Source organism: Streptomyces sp. NBC_01260 (genome assembly GCF_036226405.1).
Lineage (GTDB): Bacteria > Actinomycetota > Actinomycetes > Streptomycetales > Streptomycetaceae > Streptomyces > Streptomyces laculatispora.
Window position 1 is genome coordinate 7060284 of the sequence record NZ_CP108464.1, and the last position, 17965, is coordinate 7078248.

At 72.3% G+C, this 17965-nt stretch carries 16 protein-coding genes; 12 read left to right on the top strand and 4 right to left on the bottom strand.

All coding sequences use genetic code 11. The features are described 5' to 3' along the window. Positions 1 to 43: 43 nt before the first annotated feature. From rpmI to OG322_RS31565, 8 genes are all read left to right on the top strand, one after another. Positions 44 to 238 (top strand): 50S ribosomal protein L35, encoded by a 195-nt coding sequence (gene rpmI / locus OG322_RS31530; protein ID WP_003970213.1) that lies wholly within the window; start codon positions 44 to 46, stop codon positions 236 to 238. Between the two features lie 107 nt (positions 239 to 345). Then, on the top strand, positions 346 to 729 hold the full coding sequence (gene rplT, locus OG322_RS31535; RefSeq protein WP_024494113.1) for a 50S ribosomal protein L20: 384 nt from the start codon (positions 346 to 348) through the stop codon (positions 727 to 729). A gap of 141 nt (positions 730 to 870) precedes the next feature. Further along, a complete protein-coding gene (locus tag OG322_RS31540) occupies positions 871 to 1713 on the top strand; it encodes a TrmH family RNA methyltransferase (protein WP_306091491.1) in 843 nt (280 codons plus the stop codon). Between the two features lie 122 nt (positions 1714 to 1835). Then, complete coding sequence (locus OG322_RS31545) at positions 1836 to 2987, top strand: sensor histidine kinase (RefSeq protein ID WP_329307291.1); 1152 nt, start codon at positions 1836 to 1838, stop codon at positions 2985 to 2987. Between the two features lie 146 nt (positions 2988 to 3133). Beyond that, entirely contained in the window at positions 3134 to 4261 is a 1128-nt protein-coding gene (pheS, locus tag OG322_RS31550; protein WP_123468582.1) for a phenylalanine--tRNA ligase subunit alpha, read from the top strand. Continuing rightward, positions 4261 to 6810: a phenylalanine--tRNA ligase subunit beta gene (gene pheT / locus OG322_RS31555; RefSeq protein WP_329307292.1), complete on the top strand. Its 2550-nt coding sequence runs from the start codon at positions 4261 to 4263 to the stop codon at positions 6808 to 6810. Before pheS ends, pheT begins: the two co-directional genes overlap by 1 nt. A 439-nt stretch (positions 6811 to 7249) precedes the next feature. Then, complete coding sequence (locus tag OG322_RS31560) at positions 7250 to 8590, top strand: transcriptional regulator (protein ID WP_123468579.1); 1341 nt, start codon at positions 7250 to 7252, stop codon at positions 8588 to 8590. A 51-nt stretch (positions 8591 to 8641) separates the two neighbouring features. Continuing rightward, positions 8642 to 9172: an NUDIX domain-containing protein gene (locus OG322_RS31565; protein WP_123468577.1), complete on the top strand. Its 531-nt coding sequence runs from the start codon at positions 8642 to 8644 to the stop codon at positions 9170 to 9172. Between the two features lie 56 nt (positions 9173 to 9228). Here the strand turns inward: OG322_RS31565 and OG322_RS31570 are convergent, their stop codons facing one another. Further along, a complete protein-coding gene (locus OG322_RS31570) occupies positions 9229 to 10089 on the bottom strand; it encodes a 3-hydroxybutyryl-CoA dehydrogenase (protein WP_123468575.1) in 861 nt (286 codons plus the stop codon). Positions 10090 to 10277: 188 nt separating this feature from the next. On the opposite strand from OG322_RS31570, the gene OG322_RS31575 reads away from it, so the two are divergent. Further along, positions 10278 to 11555, top strand: coding sequence for a glycoside hydrolase family 10 protein (locus tag OG322_RS31575; RefSeq protein WP_443066567.1), 1278 nt, complete (start codon positions 10278 to 10280; stop codon positions 11553 to 11555). Between the two features lie 39 nt (positions 11556 to 11594). Here OG322_RS31575 and OG322_RS31580 read toward each other — a convergent pair whose 3' ends face one another. Beyond that, the gene (locus tag OG322_RS31580; protein WP_123468571.1) at positions 11595 to 11804 is read right to left on the bottom strand and encodes a DUF1918 domain-containing protein; all 210 of its coding nucleotides are present in this window, start codon (positions 11802 to 11804) and stop codon (positions 11595 to 11597) included. Between the two features lie 107 nt (positions 11805 to 11911). Beyond that, positions 11912 to 12901, bottom strand: coding sequence for a DMT family transporter (locus OG322_RS31585; RefSeq protein WP_329307294.1), 990 nt, complete (start codon positions 12899 to 12901; stop codon positions 11912 to 11914). Here OG322_RS31585 and OG322_RS31590 point away from each other — a divergent pair. The 3 genes from OG322_RS31590 (at position 12900) to OG322_RS31600 (ending at position 15434) form a co-directional block, all read left to right on the top strand. Continuing rightward, positions 12900 to 14369, top strand: a complete 1470-nt coding sequence (locus OG322_RS31590) for an aminotransferase-like domain-containing protein (RefSeq protein WP_329307295.1) — start codon at positions 12900 to 12902, stop codon at positions 14367 to 14369. The genes OG322_RS31585 and OG322_RS31590 overlap by 2 nt on opposite strands. Then, entirely contained in the window at positions 14366 to 14797 is a 432-nt protein-coding gene (locus OG322_RS31595; protein ID WP_123468567.1) for a GNAT family N-acetyltransferase, read from the top strand. Before OG322_RS31590 ends, OG322_RS31595 begins: the two co-directional genes overlap by 4 nt. Positions 14798 to 14858: 61 nt before the next feature. After that, a complete protein-coding gene (locus OG322_RS31600; RefSeq protein ID WP_329307296.1) occupies positions 14859 to 15434 on the top strand; it encodes a histidine phosphatase family protein in 576 nt (191 codons plus the stop codon). 148 nt (positions 15435 to 15582) lie between these two features. On the opposite strand, the gene OG322_RS31605 is transcribed toward OG322_RS31600, so the two are convergent. Then, entirely contained in the window at positions 15583 to 17823 is a 2241-nt protein-coding gene (locus OG322_RS31605; RefSeq protein ID WP_123468566.1) for an MMPL family transporter, read from the bottom strand. Positions 17824 to 17965: the final 142 nt, after the last annotated feature.

The following is a 17965-nucleotide window of genomic DNA, read 5'->3' on the forward strand; positions in this document are numbered from 1 at the left end:
CCCGCACCGGGAGGGGCGCCACTGACGAGGAGAGAACGGCGCGATGCCGAAGAACAAGACGCACAGCGGTGCCAGCAAGCGCTTCAAGATCACCGGCTCCGGCAAGGTGCTCCGAGAGAGGGCCGGCAAGCGCCACCTGCTCGAGCACAAGTCGTCCAAGAAGACCCGCTCGCTGACCGGCACGGTCGTCGTGGCTCCGGCCGACGCCAAGAAGATCAAGAAGCTTCTCGGCAAGTGAGGCCGTCGTCGCCGGTGAACCCGGGGACGCGCCCTCGATCAGACCGGGACCAATTCGTTTCCGGGCCGTGTGAGTACGACCACGGCCCCGCTACAAGGAGTTAACAAGTGGCACGCGTCAAGCGGGCAGTCAACGCCCACAAGAAGCGCCGGGCAATTCTCGAGGCCGCCAGCGGTTACCGCGGCCAGCGCTCGCGCCTGTACCGCAAGGCCAAGGAGCAGGTCACCCACTCCCTGGTCTACAACTACAACGACCGCAAGAAGCGCAAGGGCGACTTCCGTCGGCTGTGGATCCAGCGCATCAACGCCGCTGCCCGCCAGAACGGCATGACGTACAACCGTCTCATCCAGGGTCTGAACGCCGCCAACATCGAGGTGGACCGCAAGATCCTGGCCGAGCTCGCGGTCAACGACGCCAACGCGTTCGCCGCCCTCGTCGAGGTGGCCCAGAAGGCCCTCCCGAGCGACGTCAACGCCCCGAAGGCCGCCTGATTCAGGGCCGCACTTCCTGGTTTTGAGCCGGACCCGCAGGCGCTCGCCGTCTGCGGGTCCGGTGCGTTGCACCCCGCGCACCCCCGTCCGGTGCGCCGCACGACCCGGACCTTCGTAACGCAGAGAGGCTCGCCGCCGACCATGGGCACCCCCGAACTGATCTCCCCGCGATCGCCACGGGTCGCCGCCGCCCGGCGGCTGGCCAGGCGCAACTTCCGCGGCAAGGAGCGCAGGTTCATCGCCGAGGGGCCACAGGCCGTGCGCGAGGCCGCGGAGCACCGCGGCAGCGACGGCGAGGCGACCCTCGTCGAGCTCTTCGCCACCGTCGAGGCCGCCGAGCGCTACGAGTCCATCATCGACGCCGCCCTCGCGGCCGGCGCCCGGGTGCATCTCGCCGACAGCGAGGTGCTCGCCGATGTGTCGCAGACCGTGACCCCGCAGGGACTGATCGGCGTCTGCCGCTTCCTCGACTCGCCCTTCGAGTCGATCCTCGCCGCGCGCCCCGCCCTCGTCGCCGTCCTGGCGAACGTCCGGGACCCCGGGAACGCCGGTACCGTGCTGCGCTGCGCCGACGCCGCGGGCGCCGACGCGGTCGTCCTCACCGACGCCTCCGTGGACCTCTACAACCCCAAGTCCGTGCGCGCGTCGGTCGGTTCGCTCTTCCACCTGCCGGTCGCCGTCGGCGTGCCGGTGGAGCAGGCCGTGCGGGGGCTGCGGGACGCGGGGTCACGGATCCTCGCAGCCGACGGCGCGGGCGAGGACGACCTCGACGACGAACTCGACGCCGGCACCATGGGCGGCCCCACCGCCTGGGTCTTCGGCAACGAGGCATGGGGCCTGCCGGAGGAGACCCGGGCCCTGGCAGACGCCGTCGTGCGGGTGCCGATCCACGGCAAGGCGGAGAGCCTCAACCTCGCGACCGCCGCCGCTGTCTGCCTGTACGCCTCCGCGCGCGCCCAGCGCCCGCGCCGCAGCGCCGGCTGACACCCGCCGAACACGCGCGCCCCGGCGGAGGGACCCGCAGGGTGTCGCTCCGTCACCGACGACTAGTAGGGTGACGAACTCGGGGGCCCACTGCACCGGTTCGAGAGGTGGGGTACGGGAATATGGCTGTCGGCATGAGCGGACCGCAGACGACACACGCGGCCGTCGTGCGCGCCGCCGCGGACCCGGAGGGCGTGTCCGTCCCGGACATCGGGCCCGGTGGCCAGTGTCTGGATCCCGACGACCTTCCCGACGGTCTCGTCGTCGCGGACGGGACCGGCCGGATCATCTGCTTCAACGCCGCCGCCGCACGGATCACCGCCATGCCCCGGGCCGCCGCCCTCGGCCGCCCGCTGGAGCACGCGCTGCCGCTGGAGGACCTCAAGGGCCGCCGCTGGTGGGAGCTGACCGACCCCTACGGCGGCCTCACCACCCGGGTCGGCCAGCCCGAACGGAATCTGCTGCTGCCCGGCGGCCGCGAAGTCCTCGTCTCCGCACGCTACGTACGCGAGAGCCCGACCGGGCCCGTCCGCCGGCTGGTGATCAGCCTGCGCGGCACCGAGGCCCGCCGCCGTACCGAGCGCAGCCATGCCGAACTGATCGCCACCGTCGCCCACGAGCTGCGCTCGCCGCTGACCTCCGTCAAGGGCTTCACGGCCACGCTGCTGGCCAAGTGGGAGCGGTTCACGGACGACCAGAAACGGCTGATGCTGGAGACCGTCTACGCCGACGCCAACCGTGTCACCCGGCTGATCACGGAGCTGCTCGACATCTCCCGGATCGACTCGGGGCGCCTTGAGCTGCGCCGCCAGCCCGTCGACCTCTCGGCCGCGGTGGAGCGCCACATCCAGGCGCTCACCGCCAACGGCCAGGCGCCGGACCGTTTCCTCGTCCGCACCTGCCAGCCGCTGCCCGCCGTCTGGGCCGACCCGGACAAGGTCGACCAGGTACTCGGCAATCTGCTGGAAAACGCGGTGCGCCACGGCGAGGGAACCGTCACCATCGAGGTGGCACCCGCACCGGCCAAGAGCGACGAGAAGGGAACGGCCGTCACCGTGAGCGACGAAGGCAGCGGCATCCCCGAGGAGTCGATGGGCCGTGTCTTCACCCGCTTCTGGCGGGGGAGCAAGCGCGGCGGCACGGGCCTGGGCCTTTATATCGTCAAGGGCATCGTCGAGGCGCACGGCGGCACGATCACGGTCGGCCGCGGCCCCGGCGGCGGCGCCGAGTTCCGATTTATCCTGCCCGTGAGCACGCCTGCCTACCTGGCGTGAGCGGCCCACGGGCGCCCCATACATCCTGTGACCCTTAGACTCGACCATTGGCACCTTTGTGTCCTCCAGGCGTCGAGCGGGGCCGCGGGGGTCCGGGGGTATCCCCCGGTAAGCGCAGTACCAGCCAATCGGAAGTACGGGAAGAGATGTCGGCACCGAACAAGTCGTACGACCCAGTCGAGGTCGAGGCACTGAAACCGGAAGAGATCGAGCGCATCCGGGACGAGGCGTTCGCCGCCTTCGCCGCCGCGGGCGACCTCGACGCGCTCGCCCAGGCGAAGACCGCGCACACCGGAGGTACCTCGCCCCTGTCGCTCGCCAACCGCGAGATCGGCGCGCTGCCGCCGCAGGCCAAGGCCGAGGCGGGCAAGCGTGTGGGCCAGGCCCGCGCCGCCGTGGGCAGGGCGCTCGCCGCCCGCCAGGCGGAGCTGGAGGCCGAGCGGGACGCCCGGGTCCTGGTCGAGGAGGCGGTGGACGTCACGCTGCCGTACGACCGCACCCCGGCCGGCGCCCGCCACCCGCTGACGACGATCATGGAGCGCGTCGCCGACGTCTTCGTGGCCATGGGCTACGAGGTGGCCGAGGGCCCCGAGGCCGAGGCCGAGTGGTTCAACTTCGACGCCCTGAACTTCGTGCCCGACCATCCGGCCCGGCAGATGCAGGACACCTTCTTCGTCGAGGGCGCCGACGGCGCGAAGAACGACGAGTCCGGTGTCGTCCTGCGCACCCACACCTCGCCGGTCCAGGCCCGCACGCTGCTCGACCGCGAGCCCCCCGTCTACGTGGTCTGCCCCGGCCGGGTCTACCGGACCGACGAGCTGGACGCGACGCACACCCCGGTCTTCCACCAGATCGAGCTGCTCGCCGTCGACGAGGGCCTCACCATGGCCGACCTGAAGGGCACCCTCGACCACATGGTCCAGGCGCTCTTCGGCCCGGACATGAAGACCCGGCTGCGGCCGAACTTCTTCCCGTTCACCGAGCCGTCCGCCGAGATGGACATGGTCTGCTACGTCTGCCGCGGCGAGTCCGTCGGCAACCCGGACCGCCCCTGCCGCACCTGCGGCAGCGAGGGCTGGATCGAGCTCGGCGGCTGCGGCATGGTCAACCCCAAGGTGCTCATCGCCTGCGGCGTCGACCCCGAGAAGTACAGCGGATTCGCCTTCGGGTTCGGCATCGAGCGGATGCTGATGTTCCGCCACAACGTAGAAGACATGCGAGACATGGTCGAGGGTGACGTCCGGTTCACCCGGCCCTTCGGGATGGAGATCTGATGCGCGTCCCGCTTTCCTGGCTGCGGGAGTACGTCGACCTGCCGCCCACCGAGACCGGCCGTGACGTACAGGCCAAGCTCGTCGCCGTCGGCCTGGAGGTCGAGACGGTCGAGCAGATCGGCGCCGGCCTCAAGGGCCCGCTGGTCGTCGGACAGGTGCTGACCATCGAGGAGCTGGAGGGCTTCAAGAAGCCCATCCGCTTCTGCACGGTGGACGTCGGCACGGCCAACGGCACCGGCGAGCCGCAGGAGATCGTCTGCGGAGCCCGTAACTTCGCCGTCGGCGACAAGGTCGTCGTGGTCCTGCCCGGCGCCGTGCTGCCCGGTGACTTCGCGATCGCCGCGCGCAAGACGTACGGCAAGACCTCGCACGGCATGATCTGCTCCACCGACGAGCTCGGCATGGGCGACGACGGCACCCACGGCATCATCGTGCTGCCGCCGGAGCACGAGGTCGCCACCGACGCGATCGAGCTGCTCCAGCTCGTCGACGAGGTCCTCGACATCGCCGTCACGCCCGACCGCGGCTACTGCCTCTCGATGCGCGGTGTCGCCCGTGAGACCGCCATCGCCTACGGCCTGCCGCTGCGCGACCCGGCCCTGCTGGACGTGCCCGCGCCGAACGCGTACGGCTACCCGGTACAGGTCGCCGACCCGGTCGGCTGCTCCCGCTTCACCGCGCGCACCGTGGTCGGCCTGCAGCCCGAGGCCCGCTCCCCGATCTGGATGCAGCGCCGGCTCCAGAAGGCCGGGATGCGGCCGATCTCGCTCGCGGTCGACGTCACCAACTACGTGATGCTCGAACTCGGCCAGCCGCTGCACGCCTACGACCGGACCCGTATCGACGGTCCGATCGGGGTGCGCCGCGCCGAGCAGGGCGAGAAGCTCACCACCCTCGACGGCACCGTCCGCGTCCTGGACGCGGCCGACCTCGTCATCACCGACAACCGCGGGCCGATCGGTCTGGCGGGTGTCATGGGCGGGGCCAACACGGAGATCGCGGACGCCGCCGAAGGCGCCCACAGCACCGAGGTGGTCATCGAGGCCGCGCACTTCGACGCGATCTCGATCGCCCGCACCGCGCGCCGCCACAAGCTGTCCTCCGAGGCGTCCAAGCGCTTCGAGCGCGGCGTCGACCCGCAGGCCGCGGCCGCGGCGGCGCAGCGCACCGTCGATCTGCTGGTGCTGCTCGCCGGTGGCACGGCCGAGGCGGGCGTCACCGAGGTGACCGCCCCGTCCGGACCGCGCACCATCTCGATGGCGGCAGACCACCCCGACAAGGTGGCCGGTGTCAGCTACGGCCGCGAGACCGTCGTGCGCCGCCTCCAGGAGGTCGGCTGCGACGTCTACGGACAGGACGAGCTGCTCGTCACGGCGCCGTCCTGGCGGCCCGACCTCAACGAGCCGAACGACCTTGCCGAAGAGGTCATCCGGCTGGAGGGCTACGAGAACCTCCCGTCCACGCTCCCGACGCCGCCGTCCGGCCGCGGGCTCACCGACCGCCAGCGGCTGCACCGCAGGATCGGCCGGGCGCTCGCCGGCGCCGGCTACGTCGAGGCGCTGAACTACCCGTTCACCGGCGAGGCGGTCCTGGACCAGCTGGGCCTGGACGCGGACGACGACCGCCGCCGTACGGTCAGGCTCGTCAACCCGCTCTCCGACGAGGAGCCGTCGCTGCGCACCACGCTGCTGCCGGGCCTCCTCGGCGCGCTGCGGCGCAACGACGGCCGCGGCAGCCACGACCTCGCGCTCTTCGAGACCGGTCTCGTCTTCATTCCCCAAGCTCTCAGCTCCGTTCGAGCAGGGGAGACCCCACTCACCGGCCAGGGGACCAAGCCGGTCCGGCTGCCCGTCGACCGGCGTCCCTCCGACGAGGAGATCGCCTCGCTCGACGCCACGCTGCCGCGTCAGCCGCGCCGCGCCGCCGTCGTCCTCGCGGGCGCCCGCGAGCAGGCCGGCTGGTGGGGCAAGGGCCGCCCGGCCGGCTGGGCGGACTCCGTCGAGGCCGCCCGCGCCATCGCCCGTGAGGCGGGTGTCGAGCTCACCGTCCGCGCCGAGCAGCACGCCCCGTGGCACCCGGGCCGCTGCGCCGCGCTGTACGTCACGGTCGACGGCGAGGAGACCCTGTTCGGGCACGCCGGTGAACTGCACCCGCGCGTCATCAAGGAGCTCCACCTGCCCGAGCGCACCTGCGCGGCGGAGGTCGAGCTCGACGTCCTGGAGCAGGCCGTCGACGGCGCCCTCCAGGCACCCCGGATCTCCACCTTCCCGGTGGCGACCCAGGACGTCGCGCTGGTCGTCGCCGAGGACGTCCCCGCCGCCGAGGTGGAGCAGGCGCTCCGCGAGGGCGCGGGCGAACTCCTCGAATCGCTGCGGCTGTTCGATGTCTTCACGGGTGAGCAGATCGGCGGGGGCCACAAGTCCCTGGCGTACGCGCTGCGGTTCCGTGCCGCGGACCGCACGCTGACCGTCGACGAGGCCACCGCCGCCCGGGACGCCGCGGTGGCGCTGGCCGCCGAGCGCACGGGCGCGGTGCTGCGCGGCGCGTAACGCCGCACGCGGGTCCACGCACAGAGAGGAGGGGCGTATCCGGCCATCGGATACGCCCCTCCTGTGTGCTCGCCCGGAGGCGGAGGACCGCACGCGGACCCTGACCGGGTCCGGGGGAACCCGGTGCCCGGCCGACCCCGCAGCCACCCTCCGATCAGTGGGCAGTGGGTCGTGCGATCCGGCGCCGTCCGCGCTGCCGCGGAGTGTGTCGGGCAGGTCGGCAGAGCGGACGGCGCGGGTGCGGGTCGTCGTGCTGTACGAGGGGGAGCAGACGACCCGGCCGCCTCTTGCGAGGGACTCAGTCAAGCCAGTGACCGACCGGCGCAACAGAGTGCGCAGCGGGACGGTTCGGGCATTCCGTTCACACCCCGTGTGAATCGTGCTCCACTGGGGCGACACGTTCAGGCGTGGCGACCCACCGGAGGGGGCAATGGGGGCAATGGAGCCCAACACTCTGCTAGAGGCTCTGATCGACGAGGCGGGTGTCTCCCGGGCAGGGCTCGCCGCGCACGTCAATCAGGCCGGCCGCGGCCGGGGGCTGTGCCTGCGGTACGAACACACCGCCGTCGCCCGCTGGCTGAAGGGCCAGCGGCCGCGCGGCCAGGTGCCCGACCTGATCTGCGAGGTGCTCGGCGACCGCCTGCGCAGGGCCGTCTCGCTCGATGACATCGGCCTGGCGGGCCAAGGCGGCCATCCGCCCGCGCAGGGCTGCTCGCTCACCGGTTTCGTCGAACGGGCCACCGCGTTGTGGCGCTCCGACGAACAGCAGCGCCCGCACGTCGTCGCCGCCCCGGCCGTCACCGGGACCACCGCGGTGATGCCCGTGTGGGAGTGGGAGAACCCGCCGGAGGACGCGGATGTGTCCCGCACCGGGCCGACCCGGGTCAGCATGGCCGACATAGCGACACTGCGCGCCGCCCGCGCTCACTACGAACTGATGTACCGCAGGGCGGGCGGTATCGCGACGCGTTCGCGCATCGTCGGCTTCCTCAACGCCGAGACCGCGCCGCTGCTGCGCGGCGGCTACAGCGATGCGATGGGGCGTCAACTGCACCGTGCGACGGGCGGGCTGGTGGCCGTCGCCGGCATCTGCGCCTACGACTCCGACGCGCACGGGCTCGCCCAGCGCTACTTCCACCAGGCGCTGCGGCTGGCCAAGGCGAGCGGGGACCGCGGGCTCGGCGGCTATGTGATCGCGCTGCTGGTCAACCAGTCGCTGTTCCTGGCCGACTACCGGCAGTCCGTCGCCTTCGCCGAGGCGGCGCTGCGGGCCGCCGGAAGCGACATCACGCCCGCGCTCGCGGCCGATCTGCACGCGATGCAGGCCAAGGCGTACGCCCATCTCGGCGACGGGGGCAGCGCCCTGAAGTCCATCCGCCGCGCCGAGTCCGAGGCCGAGCGCATCCGGCCGGGCCAGGAGCCGGACGAGACGGGGTACGTCCAGCCGGGCCTGGTCAACGTCCAGGCGGCGGAGGCGCTGCTCAGCCTCGGGGATCTGTCCGCCGCCAGGGAGCACGCGACGGCCGCGGTGCGGACGCCCGCGCACGACCGGGGCCGGGTCCACCGGCTCGCCATGCTGACCACCATCGAGCTGCGGCAGGGCGAGGCCGACCGGGCGGCGGTCACGGCCGCCGAGATGGCCGAACGGGCCAGGGGCATGGAGTCGCAGCGGCTGCGCGACCGGCTGCGCTCGGTGCGCGAGCACCTGGTCGCGAGCGGCAGCACCGACGCGGAACGGGCCGCGGAGCTCATCGACGGATCGCTGCGCGTACCGCTGTGAGCGCCGGTCTGCTGCGATATGGCCACCTACTAGTCAGAAGGTGGCAGAACTGTGCAGTGGACGAATCTGAACGAACAGACTGTGTACGAGAATCGCTGGTTCCGGGTCAATCTGGCCGATGTCGTGCTTCCCGACGGCGACCACCTCGACCACTACGTCATCCGGCTCCGCCCCGTCGCCGCGGCCACCGTCGTCAACGAGGCGAACGAGGTCCTGCTGCTCTGGCGGCACCGGTTCATCACCGACAGCTGGGGCTGGGAACTCGCCGCGGGCGTGGTCGAGGACGGTGAGGGCCTGGCCGCGGCGGCCGCCCGGGAGATGGAGGAGGAGACCGGGTGGCGCCCCGGAGTGCTGCGCCCGCTGCTGACCGTGGAACCGTCGAACGGGCTCACCGACGCCCGGCACCACTTCTACTGGGGCGAGCAGGCCGACTGGACCGGCGACCCCAGCGACGCCTTCGAGTCCTCGCGCCGCGAGTGGATACCGCTCAAGCTGGTGCCCGACATGATCACCCGCGGTGAGGTGCCGGCCGCGGGCATGGCGGCCGGGCTCATGATGCTGCACCACTTACGGCTGGGCTGAACAGGTCCGCGGGGGCGAGGGGCCGGCCGGCCCCTCGCCCCCGCGGGTGAGCGATGTCAGGCGTACGGGTAGAAGCCCGAGCCGGTCTTCCGGCCGAGCCGGCCCGCGTCCACCATGCGCTGGAGCAGCGGGGGAGCGGCGTACAGCGGCTCCTTGTACTCGGCGTACATCGAGTCGGCGACCGAGGCCACGGTGTCCAGCCCGATCAGATCGGCGAGCTTGAGCGGGCCCATCGGGTGGGCGCAGCCCATCTCCATGCCGTTGTCGATGTCCTCGCGGCTGGCGATTCCCGACTCGAACATCCGGATCGCGGAGAGCAGGTACGGAATCAGCAGCGCGTTGACGACGAAGCCGGACCGGTCCTGGGCGCGGATCGGGTGCTTGCCGAGTATGTCCTGCACCACGGCCTCGGCACGCTTGACCGTCTCGTCCGACGTGGTCAGCGCGGGGATGAGCTCGACGAGCTTCTGCACCGGAGCCGGGTTGAAGAAGTGGATGCCGATGACCTGGTCGGGGCGCGAGGTCGCGACGGCCAGCTTCACCAGCGGGATCGAGGAGGTGTTGGAGGCGAGGATCGCGTCCTGCCGGGTCACCACCTGGTCCAGCACCTGGAAGATCTCGGTCTTGACCTGCTCGTTCTCCACGACGGCCTCGATGACGAGATCGCGGTCGGCGAACTCACCGAGGTCGGTGGTGAAGGTGAGGCGGCCGAGGGTCTCGTCGCGTTCCTCCTCGGTGATCTTGCCGCGTTCGGCGGCCTTCGAGAGGGAGTTGTAGAGCCGGGTGCGGCCGATCTCCAGCGCCTCGCCGGTGGTCTCGGCCACTCTGACATCGAGGCCGCTGCGGGCACACACCTCCGCGATGCCTGCGCCCATCTGGCCGCAGCCGACCACTCCGACGCGTGCGATGTCCGCCATAGAGTCCGTCACCTCGTGCCTTTCACTGTTCTCCGTGCGGCGGCTTCCGTTCGGTTCCGGGCTCCGCCTCGACCCCACGACGTTACTCCGCGCCCTCCACGGGATCGCGGGCCGGGGCGTGCATGCTCAGCCCTGGCCCCTGATTCCGGGGATCCGGACGAGGACAGAGAGACGGCAGGTGCGAAGAAATGCGGCAAATCGCCAGAAGGAGCTTTGTGGCCGGTTCGGCCGGGACGGTGGCGGCGGTGGTGGCCTCGGCAACCGTGACCGATGAGGCCGCCGCGGTCCCGCCGGGCGAGGGGCGCGCGGACCGGGTGGGGAGATCCCGCGACGCGCTGCGGCGGGAGCTGCGGGGCATGTGGGTGGGAACGGTCGACAACCTCGACTGGCCCTCGAAACCGGGACTGTCCGCCTCCGCGCAGCGGGCCGAGCTGATCGCCTACCTCGACGAGGCCGTCGACCGGCGGCTGAACGCCGTGATCCTCCAGGTCCGCCCGTCCGCCGACGCGCTGTGGCCCTCGCAGTACGAGCCGTGGGCCAAGTGCCTCACCGGCGTCCAGGGCAAGGACCCCGGCTGGGACCCGCTGGGCACCGCGGTGCGGGAGGCGCACAGCCGCGGCCTGGAACTGCACGCATGGTTCAACCCGTACCGGGTCGCGAACCACACCGACCGCTCCCGGCTGGCCGCCACCCATCCCGCGAGAGTGCACCCCGACTGGGCTCTGTCGTACGGCGGGAAGCTCTACTACAACCCGGGCCTGCCCGAGGTCCGGAGCTTCGTCCAGGACGCGATGCTCGACGCGGTCCGCCGCTACGACATCGACGCGGTCCACTGGGACGACTACTTCTACCCGTACCCGGTGGCCGGGCAGTCCTTCGCGGACGGGGCCGCGTACAAGAAGTACGGTGCGGGCTTCGCGAACAAGGCGGCCTGGCGGCGTGCCAACATCGACAAACTGGTGCAGGAGACCGCCGAGCGGATCAAGGCGGTCAAGCCCGCCGTCCGGTTCGGCATCAGCCCGTTCGGAGTGTGGCGCAACGCCTCGACCGACCCGCTCGGCTCGAAGACCGCGGCGGGCGTACAGACCTACGACGACCTGTACGCGGACACCCGCGGCTGGATCAAGAAGGGCTGGATCGACTACATCTGCCCGCAGCTCTACTGGAACATCGGGTTCGCCGCCGCCGACTACGCCGTGCTGCTGCCCTGGTGGAACGACGTGGTACGGGGCACGGGCGTCGATCTCTTCATCGGCGAGGCGCTCTACAAGGCCGGCGACCCGGCCCAGCCCGCGGCCTGGCAGGACCCGGCGGAACTCTCCCGGCACATCGACCTCGCCGCCGGGTACGACCAAGCCCGCGGCCACGTCTACTTCTCCGGCAAGGTCGTGGTCGCGGACCGGATCGGCGCGATGGCGCGGGTGGTGGCCGACCACTACCGGTCGCGGGTGCGCCCGCCGGGCTGACCGGCCGGGTGCCGTACGACGCCGCCCGGCGCCGGGGCTCTACGGTCCCGGGGCCCGGCTGTCGGCGGCGTCGTGCCGGACGACGCTGTCGGGGCCGGGAGCCAGGATGTGTTCATGTCCGTCGTCGAAGCGGACGCGGTACGGGGGAGCGCCCCCGTCCCCGAGCACCTCGACGATCTCTGCGACCCGGTCCTGCTGCCCCACGGTCCTGCCGTGCGTCACCAGCCGGTCGCCCGCGTGTGCCTCCATTGGGAGTGACCTCCTCACGGGTGGCGGTCCATGTCGACAAGTCTATGTCCGCACGACGGTTCCGTCCGATGCGGGAGGTCCTGGCCCGGCGGTACGCCAGGGGGCGGTCACCGGCCGCGCCCGGCGCCGCCCGTGCGCTGGGTGGCCACGATGCAGAGGAGAACCGCGACCGCCGCCACCGGTGCCGCCGCCGAGACCCCCTCGCCGAGCAGGAAGTACGACCAGACCAGCGTCAGCAGCGGCTGCGCGAGCTGGAGCTGGCTGGCCCGCGCCACCCCGATCTCCGCCATGCCCCGGTACCAGACGTAGAGCCCGAAGAAGGTCGAGCACGCCGCGACCCAGACCAGGCCGGTCACCCCGTGCGCGGTCAGCCGCACCGGCTCGTACGGCAGCGCGAGTGCGGTGCCCGCCACGGCCAGCGGCAGGGTGAGGATCAGCGCCCAGCCGATCACCTGCCAGCCCGGCATGACCTTCGCCAGCCTGCCGCCCTCGGTGTACCCCGCCGCGCACACCAGCAGGGCGCCGAACAGGCAGAGATCCCCGGCGGAGAGCGCGCCGCCGCTCTGCAGCACGGTGAAGACGATCACCACACCCGCCCCGGCGACCGCCGCGATCCAGAACGTACGGGACTGACGCGCTCCGGTCCGCACGGAGGCGAAGACCGCCGTGGTCAGCGGCAGCAGCCCCACCACCACAGCCGCGTGCGAGGTCGTCGAGGTCTGCAGCGCCAGCGTGGTCAGCAGCGGGAACCCCACCACCACACCGCCCGCCACGACGGCCAGCCCGGCCCAGTGCCGGCGCTCGGGCACCCGTACCCGGGTCACCAGGAGCACGCTGCCCGCGATCACCGCGGCCAGCAGGCTGCGCAACGCCACCAGGGACCAGGGGCCGAAGCTCTCCAGGCCCCACGCGGTGGAGGGAAAGGTCAGGGAGAAGGCGACCACTCCGAGTCCGGCGAGCAGCGTTCCGCTCCGGCCCGCCGACCGGGACCCGGGGGCACCGCCTGCCGCGTCCGGCACCGGGGCGCGGGCCGGGCCGTCCGCGGCGGGGCCGACCGCTATCGTGCCGCTGGGGGTAGCGCTATCCTCTGCTTTCATGCGTGAGCGTAGCAGTGTGGCCGATCTGGCCGGTCTTCTCCGGGGCGAGCTGAACCGCTACTCGGCTGGAGAGAAGCTGCCGTCCAGTCGTGCCCTGGTGGAGCGCTTCCGGGCGAGTCCCGTGACCGTCTCGCGGGCCATCGCGCAGCTCGCCGCGGAAGGGCTCGTTGTCACCCGCCCCGGCGCCGGCGCGTTCCGGGCGCAGCCGCGCGCCGACGCGCCGCCGCCCGGTGACACCTCATGGCAGGAGGTGTCACTCAGCGGTGACGGCGGTCCCGAGGTCGTACCCCGTACCGTCGACGCGTCCGGCGTCCTGGCGACTCTGGCGGCTCCTGCCACGGGCGTCGTCGAGTTCAACGGCGGCTACCTGCACAGCTCGCTCCAGCCCGAACGCGCCCTCGCCGCCGCACTCGCGCGGGCCGGCCGGCGCCCCGGCGCCTGGGGCCGCCCGCCCACCGAGGGGCTGACCGAACTGCGCGCCTGGTTCGCCCGCGAGATCGGGCCCGCGCTCACCGCCGCCGACGTGCTGATCACCGCCGGTGGCCAGAGCGCCCTGGCCACCGCGCTGCGGGCGCTCGGCCGGCCCGGCGCCCCGGTGCTCGTCGAATCGCCCACCTACCCCGGGATGCTGGCGGTGGCGCGGGCCATCGGGCTGCGGCCCGTGCCGGTCCCGGCCGACACCGACGGCGTACGGCCGGAACTGCTCGCCGCCGCCTTCCGGGCCACCGGCGCCCGTGTCTTCGTCTGCCAGCCGCTGTTCCAGAACCCGACCGGCGCGGTCCTGGCCCCGGCCCGGCGCTCCGAGGTCGTCCGGATCGCGAGGGAGGCGGGGGCGTTCGTCATCGAGGACGACTTCGCCCGCCGGCTCGTCCACGACGACGCCGGACCGCTGCCGCGACCGCTGGCCGCCGATGACCCCGACGGGGTCGTCGTCCATGTCTGCTCCCTCACCAAGGTGACCTCGCCCAGCCTCAGGGTGGGCGCCCTCGCCGCGCGCGGCCCGGTGCTCGAACGGCTGCGTGCCCTCCAGGTCGTCGACAGCTTCTTCGTCCCCCGGCCGCTCCAGGAGGCCGCGCTCGAACTCGTCGGGGCACCGGCCTGGAGCCGTCATCTGCGGTCCTTGTCAGCCGAGTTGCGGGCCCGGCGCACCGCGATGACCGCGGCGCTCCGCCGCGGCCTGCCCGCTCTCGCGCTCCCGCACATCCCCGCGGGCGGGGGCAGCCTCTGGGTGGGCCTGCCCGGCACCGGAGCCGGCGGCGACGAGAGCGCCATGGTTTCCTCGGCCCTGCGCGCCGGTGTCGCCATCGCGCCGGGACGGCCGTACTTCTGCGCCGAACCCCCGGCGTCCCATGTCCGGTTGAGTTACGCGGCAGCCGCCGGAACGGCCGAGATCGCCGAGGGCGTACGGCGCCTGCGCACGGCCTGGGGAGGCGCCCTCGACGCGCCGGAGGCTAGTCTCCAGCCATGACGGAAACTCCCCAGCAGCGTTACGAGATCTCGTCCGACCCGTCCCGGCTGGATGCGGCCAGGATTCACAACTGGCTCTCCACCGACGCGTATTGGGCGCTCGGACGGACCCGGGAGCGCCAGGATCTGGCCATCGCCGGATCGCTCAACCTCGGCGCCTACGACCTCGCTTCGGGCGAACAGGTCGCGTATGCCCGGGTGGTGACCGACGGCGCCACCTTCGGCTGGCTGTGCGACGTGTACGTCGACCGCGCAGCCCGCGGCCACGGACTCGGCGCAAGGATCGTCGCCGCGGCGCGCGACCACCTCGCCGAGGCCGGCGTCCGGCGGGTCGTGCTGGCCACGGAGGACGCCCACGGCGTTTATGAGAAGGTCGGTTTCAAGCCGCTCGACAGCCCGGACAAGTGGATGTCCCTCAAGCTCGGCTGACCCGGAAGCGCTTCCGGCCGCGCTCTTGACCCGCGAGGCGATCGGCTCCACGATCGCGGCCATGAGTGTTCGAGTCTCACTCGTCGCCGCGGCGCGCAACTCTTCCCTGCTCGGTGAGCGCTTCGACGACGACCGGCCGCTCGACGAGGCCGGCTGGCACGAGGTGCAGTTCGCCGCCGCGGCCCTGATCCCCCTGGGGGCGGCCGAGCTGCGCTACTGCTCACCGACCGCCCGCAGCCGCGCCACCGGCCAGGCACTCGGCTTCGCCCCGATGGTCCAGCCCGCCCTGCGCGACTGCGACATGGGGCGGTGGCGCGGCTGCACCCTCGCCGACGTCACCGCGCGCGAGCCGGCGGCCGTGGACGCCTGGCTCACCGACCCGCGGTCCGCGCCGCACGGCGGCGAACCGCTGCTCGCCTTCATCTCCCGGATAGGGGGCTGGCTCGACACGCGTCCGGCCTGCGACGGGTCGATCGTCGCCGTCGCCGAACCGGCCGTCGTCCGGGCCGCCCTCGTCTACGCGCTGCGGGCCCCGCCGTCGACGTACTGGAACGTCGACGTCTGCCCGCTCTCCACCGTCACGCTGACCGGTCTGTCCCGCCGCTGGAGCCTCCGCCTCGAAACCGGGGCCCGCTGAGGGGGCGGCGTCCGGGAGATCGGCCCCGGCGGCCGGGATCGCCCTGGGCCACGTCATGAACCGGATGGGCCCGCACATCGCCGACGACCCGCGCGAGGCGGCGCTGGTCGAGGCGGCGAACTCCTCGCTCTGGCCGGTGCGGTGCCGGTCACGGCGCGGCCACCGGCGGGACCGGCTCGCCCTCGGTGTCGATGCGGGGGAGCATCCGGTCCAGCCAGCCGGGCATCCACCACGCGCTGCGGCCCAGCAGCGTCATCACGGCGGGTACCAGCAGCAGCCGGACGATCGTGGCGTCGATGAGCACACTGACCGCCAGCCCCAGGCCCACCATCTTGATCACGATGGTGTGGCTGAGGATGAAGGCGGCGAACACGCTGACCATGATCAGTGCGGCACAGGTGATCACCCGGGCGGTGATCTCCAGCCCGTGCGCCACGGCGCCCCTGCTGTCCCGGGTGCGCAGCCACGCCTCGTGCACGCGTGCGATCAGGAACACCTCGTAGTCCATGCTCAGGCCGAAGACGATCGCGAACATCATCATCGGCACATAGCTCTCGATGGGCACCGTCCCGGAGACGCCCAGCGCTGGCCCGCCCCAGCCCCACTGGAAGACCGCCACCACCACCCCGTACGAGGCCGCGATCGACAGCAGGTTGAGGACGGCGGCCTTCGCCGCGACCAGGACGCCGCGGAACACGATCAGGATGATGATGAAGGCCAGGCCGACCACGACGGCGATGATGAGCGGGAGGCGGCTGACGATGATGCCGAGAAAGTCCTCCTGGGCCGCGGTCGTTCCGGTCAGATAGGCGGACGCTTCGGTGCCGGACACCCCTTTCGGCAGAACGTCGTCCTTGAGGTGGTTGAACAGTGTGGTCGTGCCCGCGTCCTGCGGGGCCTCGGCGGAGACGGCGTTGCCGATGAGGAGGGCTCCGTCGTCCGTCGCCCGGAGCGGGCTCACGCCGGCCGCGCCGGGGACGTCGGCGAGCGTCTTCTGGAGACTGCTCGCCAGCGCCGAGCGGTCCGCGCCGGGCACCGCGCTCTGATCGACGACGAGGGTGAAGGGGCCGTTGGCGCCCGGCCCGAAGCCGGTGGAGATCAGATCGAACGCGCGCCGGTCGGTGAAGCTCGTCGGATCCGCTCCGTCGTCGATGTGTCCGAGGCGGATGGAGAACAGCGGGATCGCGAGGACCCCCACCACGACGAGCCCGGCGAGCAGGAACCACCAGGGCCGCCGCTCGACCCGCTGGGCGTACCGGTGCCAGCCGCCCTGCGACGCGGTGCCCGGCACGGCCCCGCCCTCGGCGACCGGCGGCCGTACCCGGTAGCGGTCGATGCGCCTGCCGATGAGCCCCAGCAGGGCGGGGACCAGGGTGACCGCGCCGATGACCGCGGTGATGACGGTGACCGCGGCGGCGGCCCCCAGCTTGCCGATGAAGCTCACCCGGGAGACGTACAGCCCGGCCAGCGCGACGATGACGGTGCAGCCGGAGACCAGCACGGCACGCCCGCTGGTGGCCGCGGCCCGGCCGGCGGCCCGGACCGGATCGCCGCCGTCCATGACGGTCTGACGGTGGCGGGTGATCAGGAACAGGGCGTAGTCGATCCCGACGCCCAGCCCGATCATGGTGGCGAGCGTGGGGGATACGCTCGCGAACGCGGTGGCCGCGGCCACCAGCGACAGGATGCTCAGCCCGACGACCACGCTGATGAGCGCGGTCAGCAGCGGGACACCGGCGGCGATGATGCTGCCGAATCCGATGAGCAGTACGACCACCGCGACGACGAATCCGATGGCCTCGCTGGTCAGGTCCTTGGTCTCGGGCCTGGCGAGCTCGCCCAGCGGTCCGCCGTACTCGACGTCCACCCCGGCGGTGCGCAGCGGTTTCACCGCCGTGTCGACCTGGTGGAGATAGGCGCGGTCCAGCGCGGTCGGGTTCACGTCGAACCGCACGGTGATGTACCCGATCGTGCCGTCCTTGGACAGTGCCGTGGACGTCGGCGCGGACGAGGAGGGCAACGGGTTCTGGGCGGACAGCACATGCGGCAGCTTCTGCAGGCTGCCCACTGCCTGGTCGACCTGGCTCCGCACATCGGTCAGGGGCTTGTGCGCGTCGTGCAGGACCACCTGCGCGCCGATGCCGCCCGCGGCGGGGTCGTGCGCCTTCAGCAGTTCGGCGCCGGTGTTCGACTGGGTGCCGGGCAGGCTGAAGTCGTCGGAGTACGTCCCCCCGAACGCACTCTGGAGGGCGTGCAGCCCACCGAGGGCGATCACCCAGGCAATGATGACCACGACGAAGTGGCGGGCACACCACTCGCCCAGCCGCAGCAGCCACCCCCCGCGCGGCTTCCCCGGTGCTGCGTAGGTGCTGCCGCTGGGCGGGGCCATGCGTTCTCCCGTAGCAAGGGACGGGCCGTTCAGCCGGGGCGCACCGCGTCCCTCATGTCCAATTGGAGAACGTAGATGTTGCTATGGGAGCCGGGGTCGCGACACGTGCGGCGGACCGGCCCGTTCCGTCGCACGGCCGGAA

Excerpts from the sequence above, each read along its gene's own strand:
- rpmI (WP_003970213.1), top strand. The coding sequence starts at position 44 with ATGCCGAAGAACAAGACGCACAGCGGTGCCAGCAAGCGCTTCAAGATC.
- OG322_RS31540 (WP_306091491.1), top strand. The coding sequence starts at position 871 with ATGGGCACCCCCGAACTGATCTCCCCGCGATCGCCACGGGTCGCCGCC.
- OG322_RS31545 (WP_329307291.1), top strand. The coding sequence starts at position 1,836 with ATGGCTGTCGGCATGAGCGGACCGCAGACGACACACGCGGCCGTCGTG.
- pheS (WP_123468582.1), top strand. The coding sequence starts at position 3,134 with ATGTCGGCACCGAACAAGTCGTACGACCCAGTCGAGGTCGAGGCACTG.
- pheT (WP_329307292.1), top strand. The coding sequence starts at position 4,261 with ATGCGCGTCCCGCTTTCCTGGCTGCGGGAGTACGTCGACCTGCCGCCC.
- OG322_RS31560 (WP_123468579.1), top strand. The coding sequence starts at position 7,250 with ATGGAGCCCAACACTCTGCTAGAGGCTCTGATCGACGAGGCGGGTGTC.
- OG322_RS31570 (WP_123468575.1), bottom strand. The coding sequence starts at position 10,089 with ATGGCGGACATCGCACGCGTCGGAGTGGTCGGCTGCGGCCAGATGGGC.
- OG322_RS31575 (WP_443066567.1), top strand. The coding sequence starts at position 10,278 with ATGCGGCAAATCGCCAGAAGGAGCTTTGTGGCCGGTTCGGCCGGGACG.
- OG322_RS31580 (WP_123468571.1), bottom strand. The coding sequence starts at position 11,804 with ATGGAGGCACACGCGGGCGACCGGCTGGTGACGCACGGCAGGACCGTG.
- OG322_RS31590 (WP_329307295.1), top strand. The coding sequence starts at position 12,900 with ATGCGTGAGCGTAGCAGTGTGGCCGATCTGGCCGGTCTTCTCCGGGGC.
- OG322_RS31585 (WP_329307294.1), bottom strand. The coding sequence starts at position 12,901 with ATGAAAGCAGAGGATAGCGCTACCCCCAGCGGCACGATAGCGGTCGGC.
- OG322_RS31595 (WP_123468567.1), top strand. The coding sequence starts at position 14,366 with ATGACGGAAACTCCCCAGCAGCGTTACGAGATCTCGTCCGACCCGTCC.
- OG322_RS31600 (WP_329307296.1), top strand. The coding sequence starts at position 14,859 with ATGAGTGTTCGAGTCTCACTCGTCGCCGCGGCGCGCAACTCTTCCCTG.
- OG322_RS31605 (WP_123468566.1), bottom strand. The coding sequence starts at position 17,823 with ATGGCCCCGCCCAGCGGCAGCACCTACGCAGCACCGGGGAAGCCGCGC.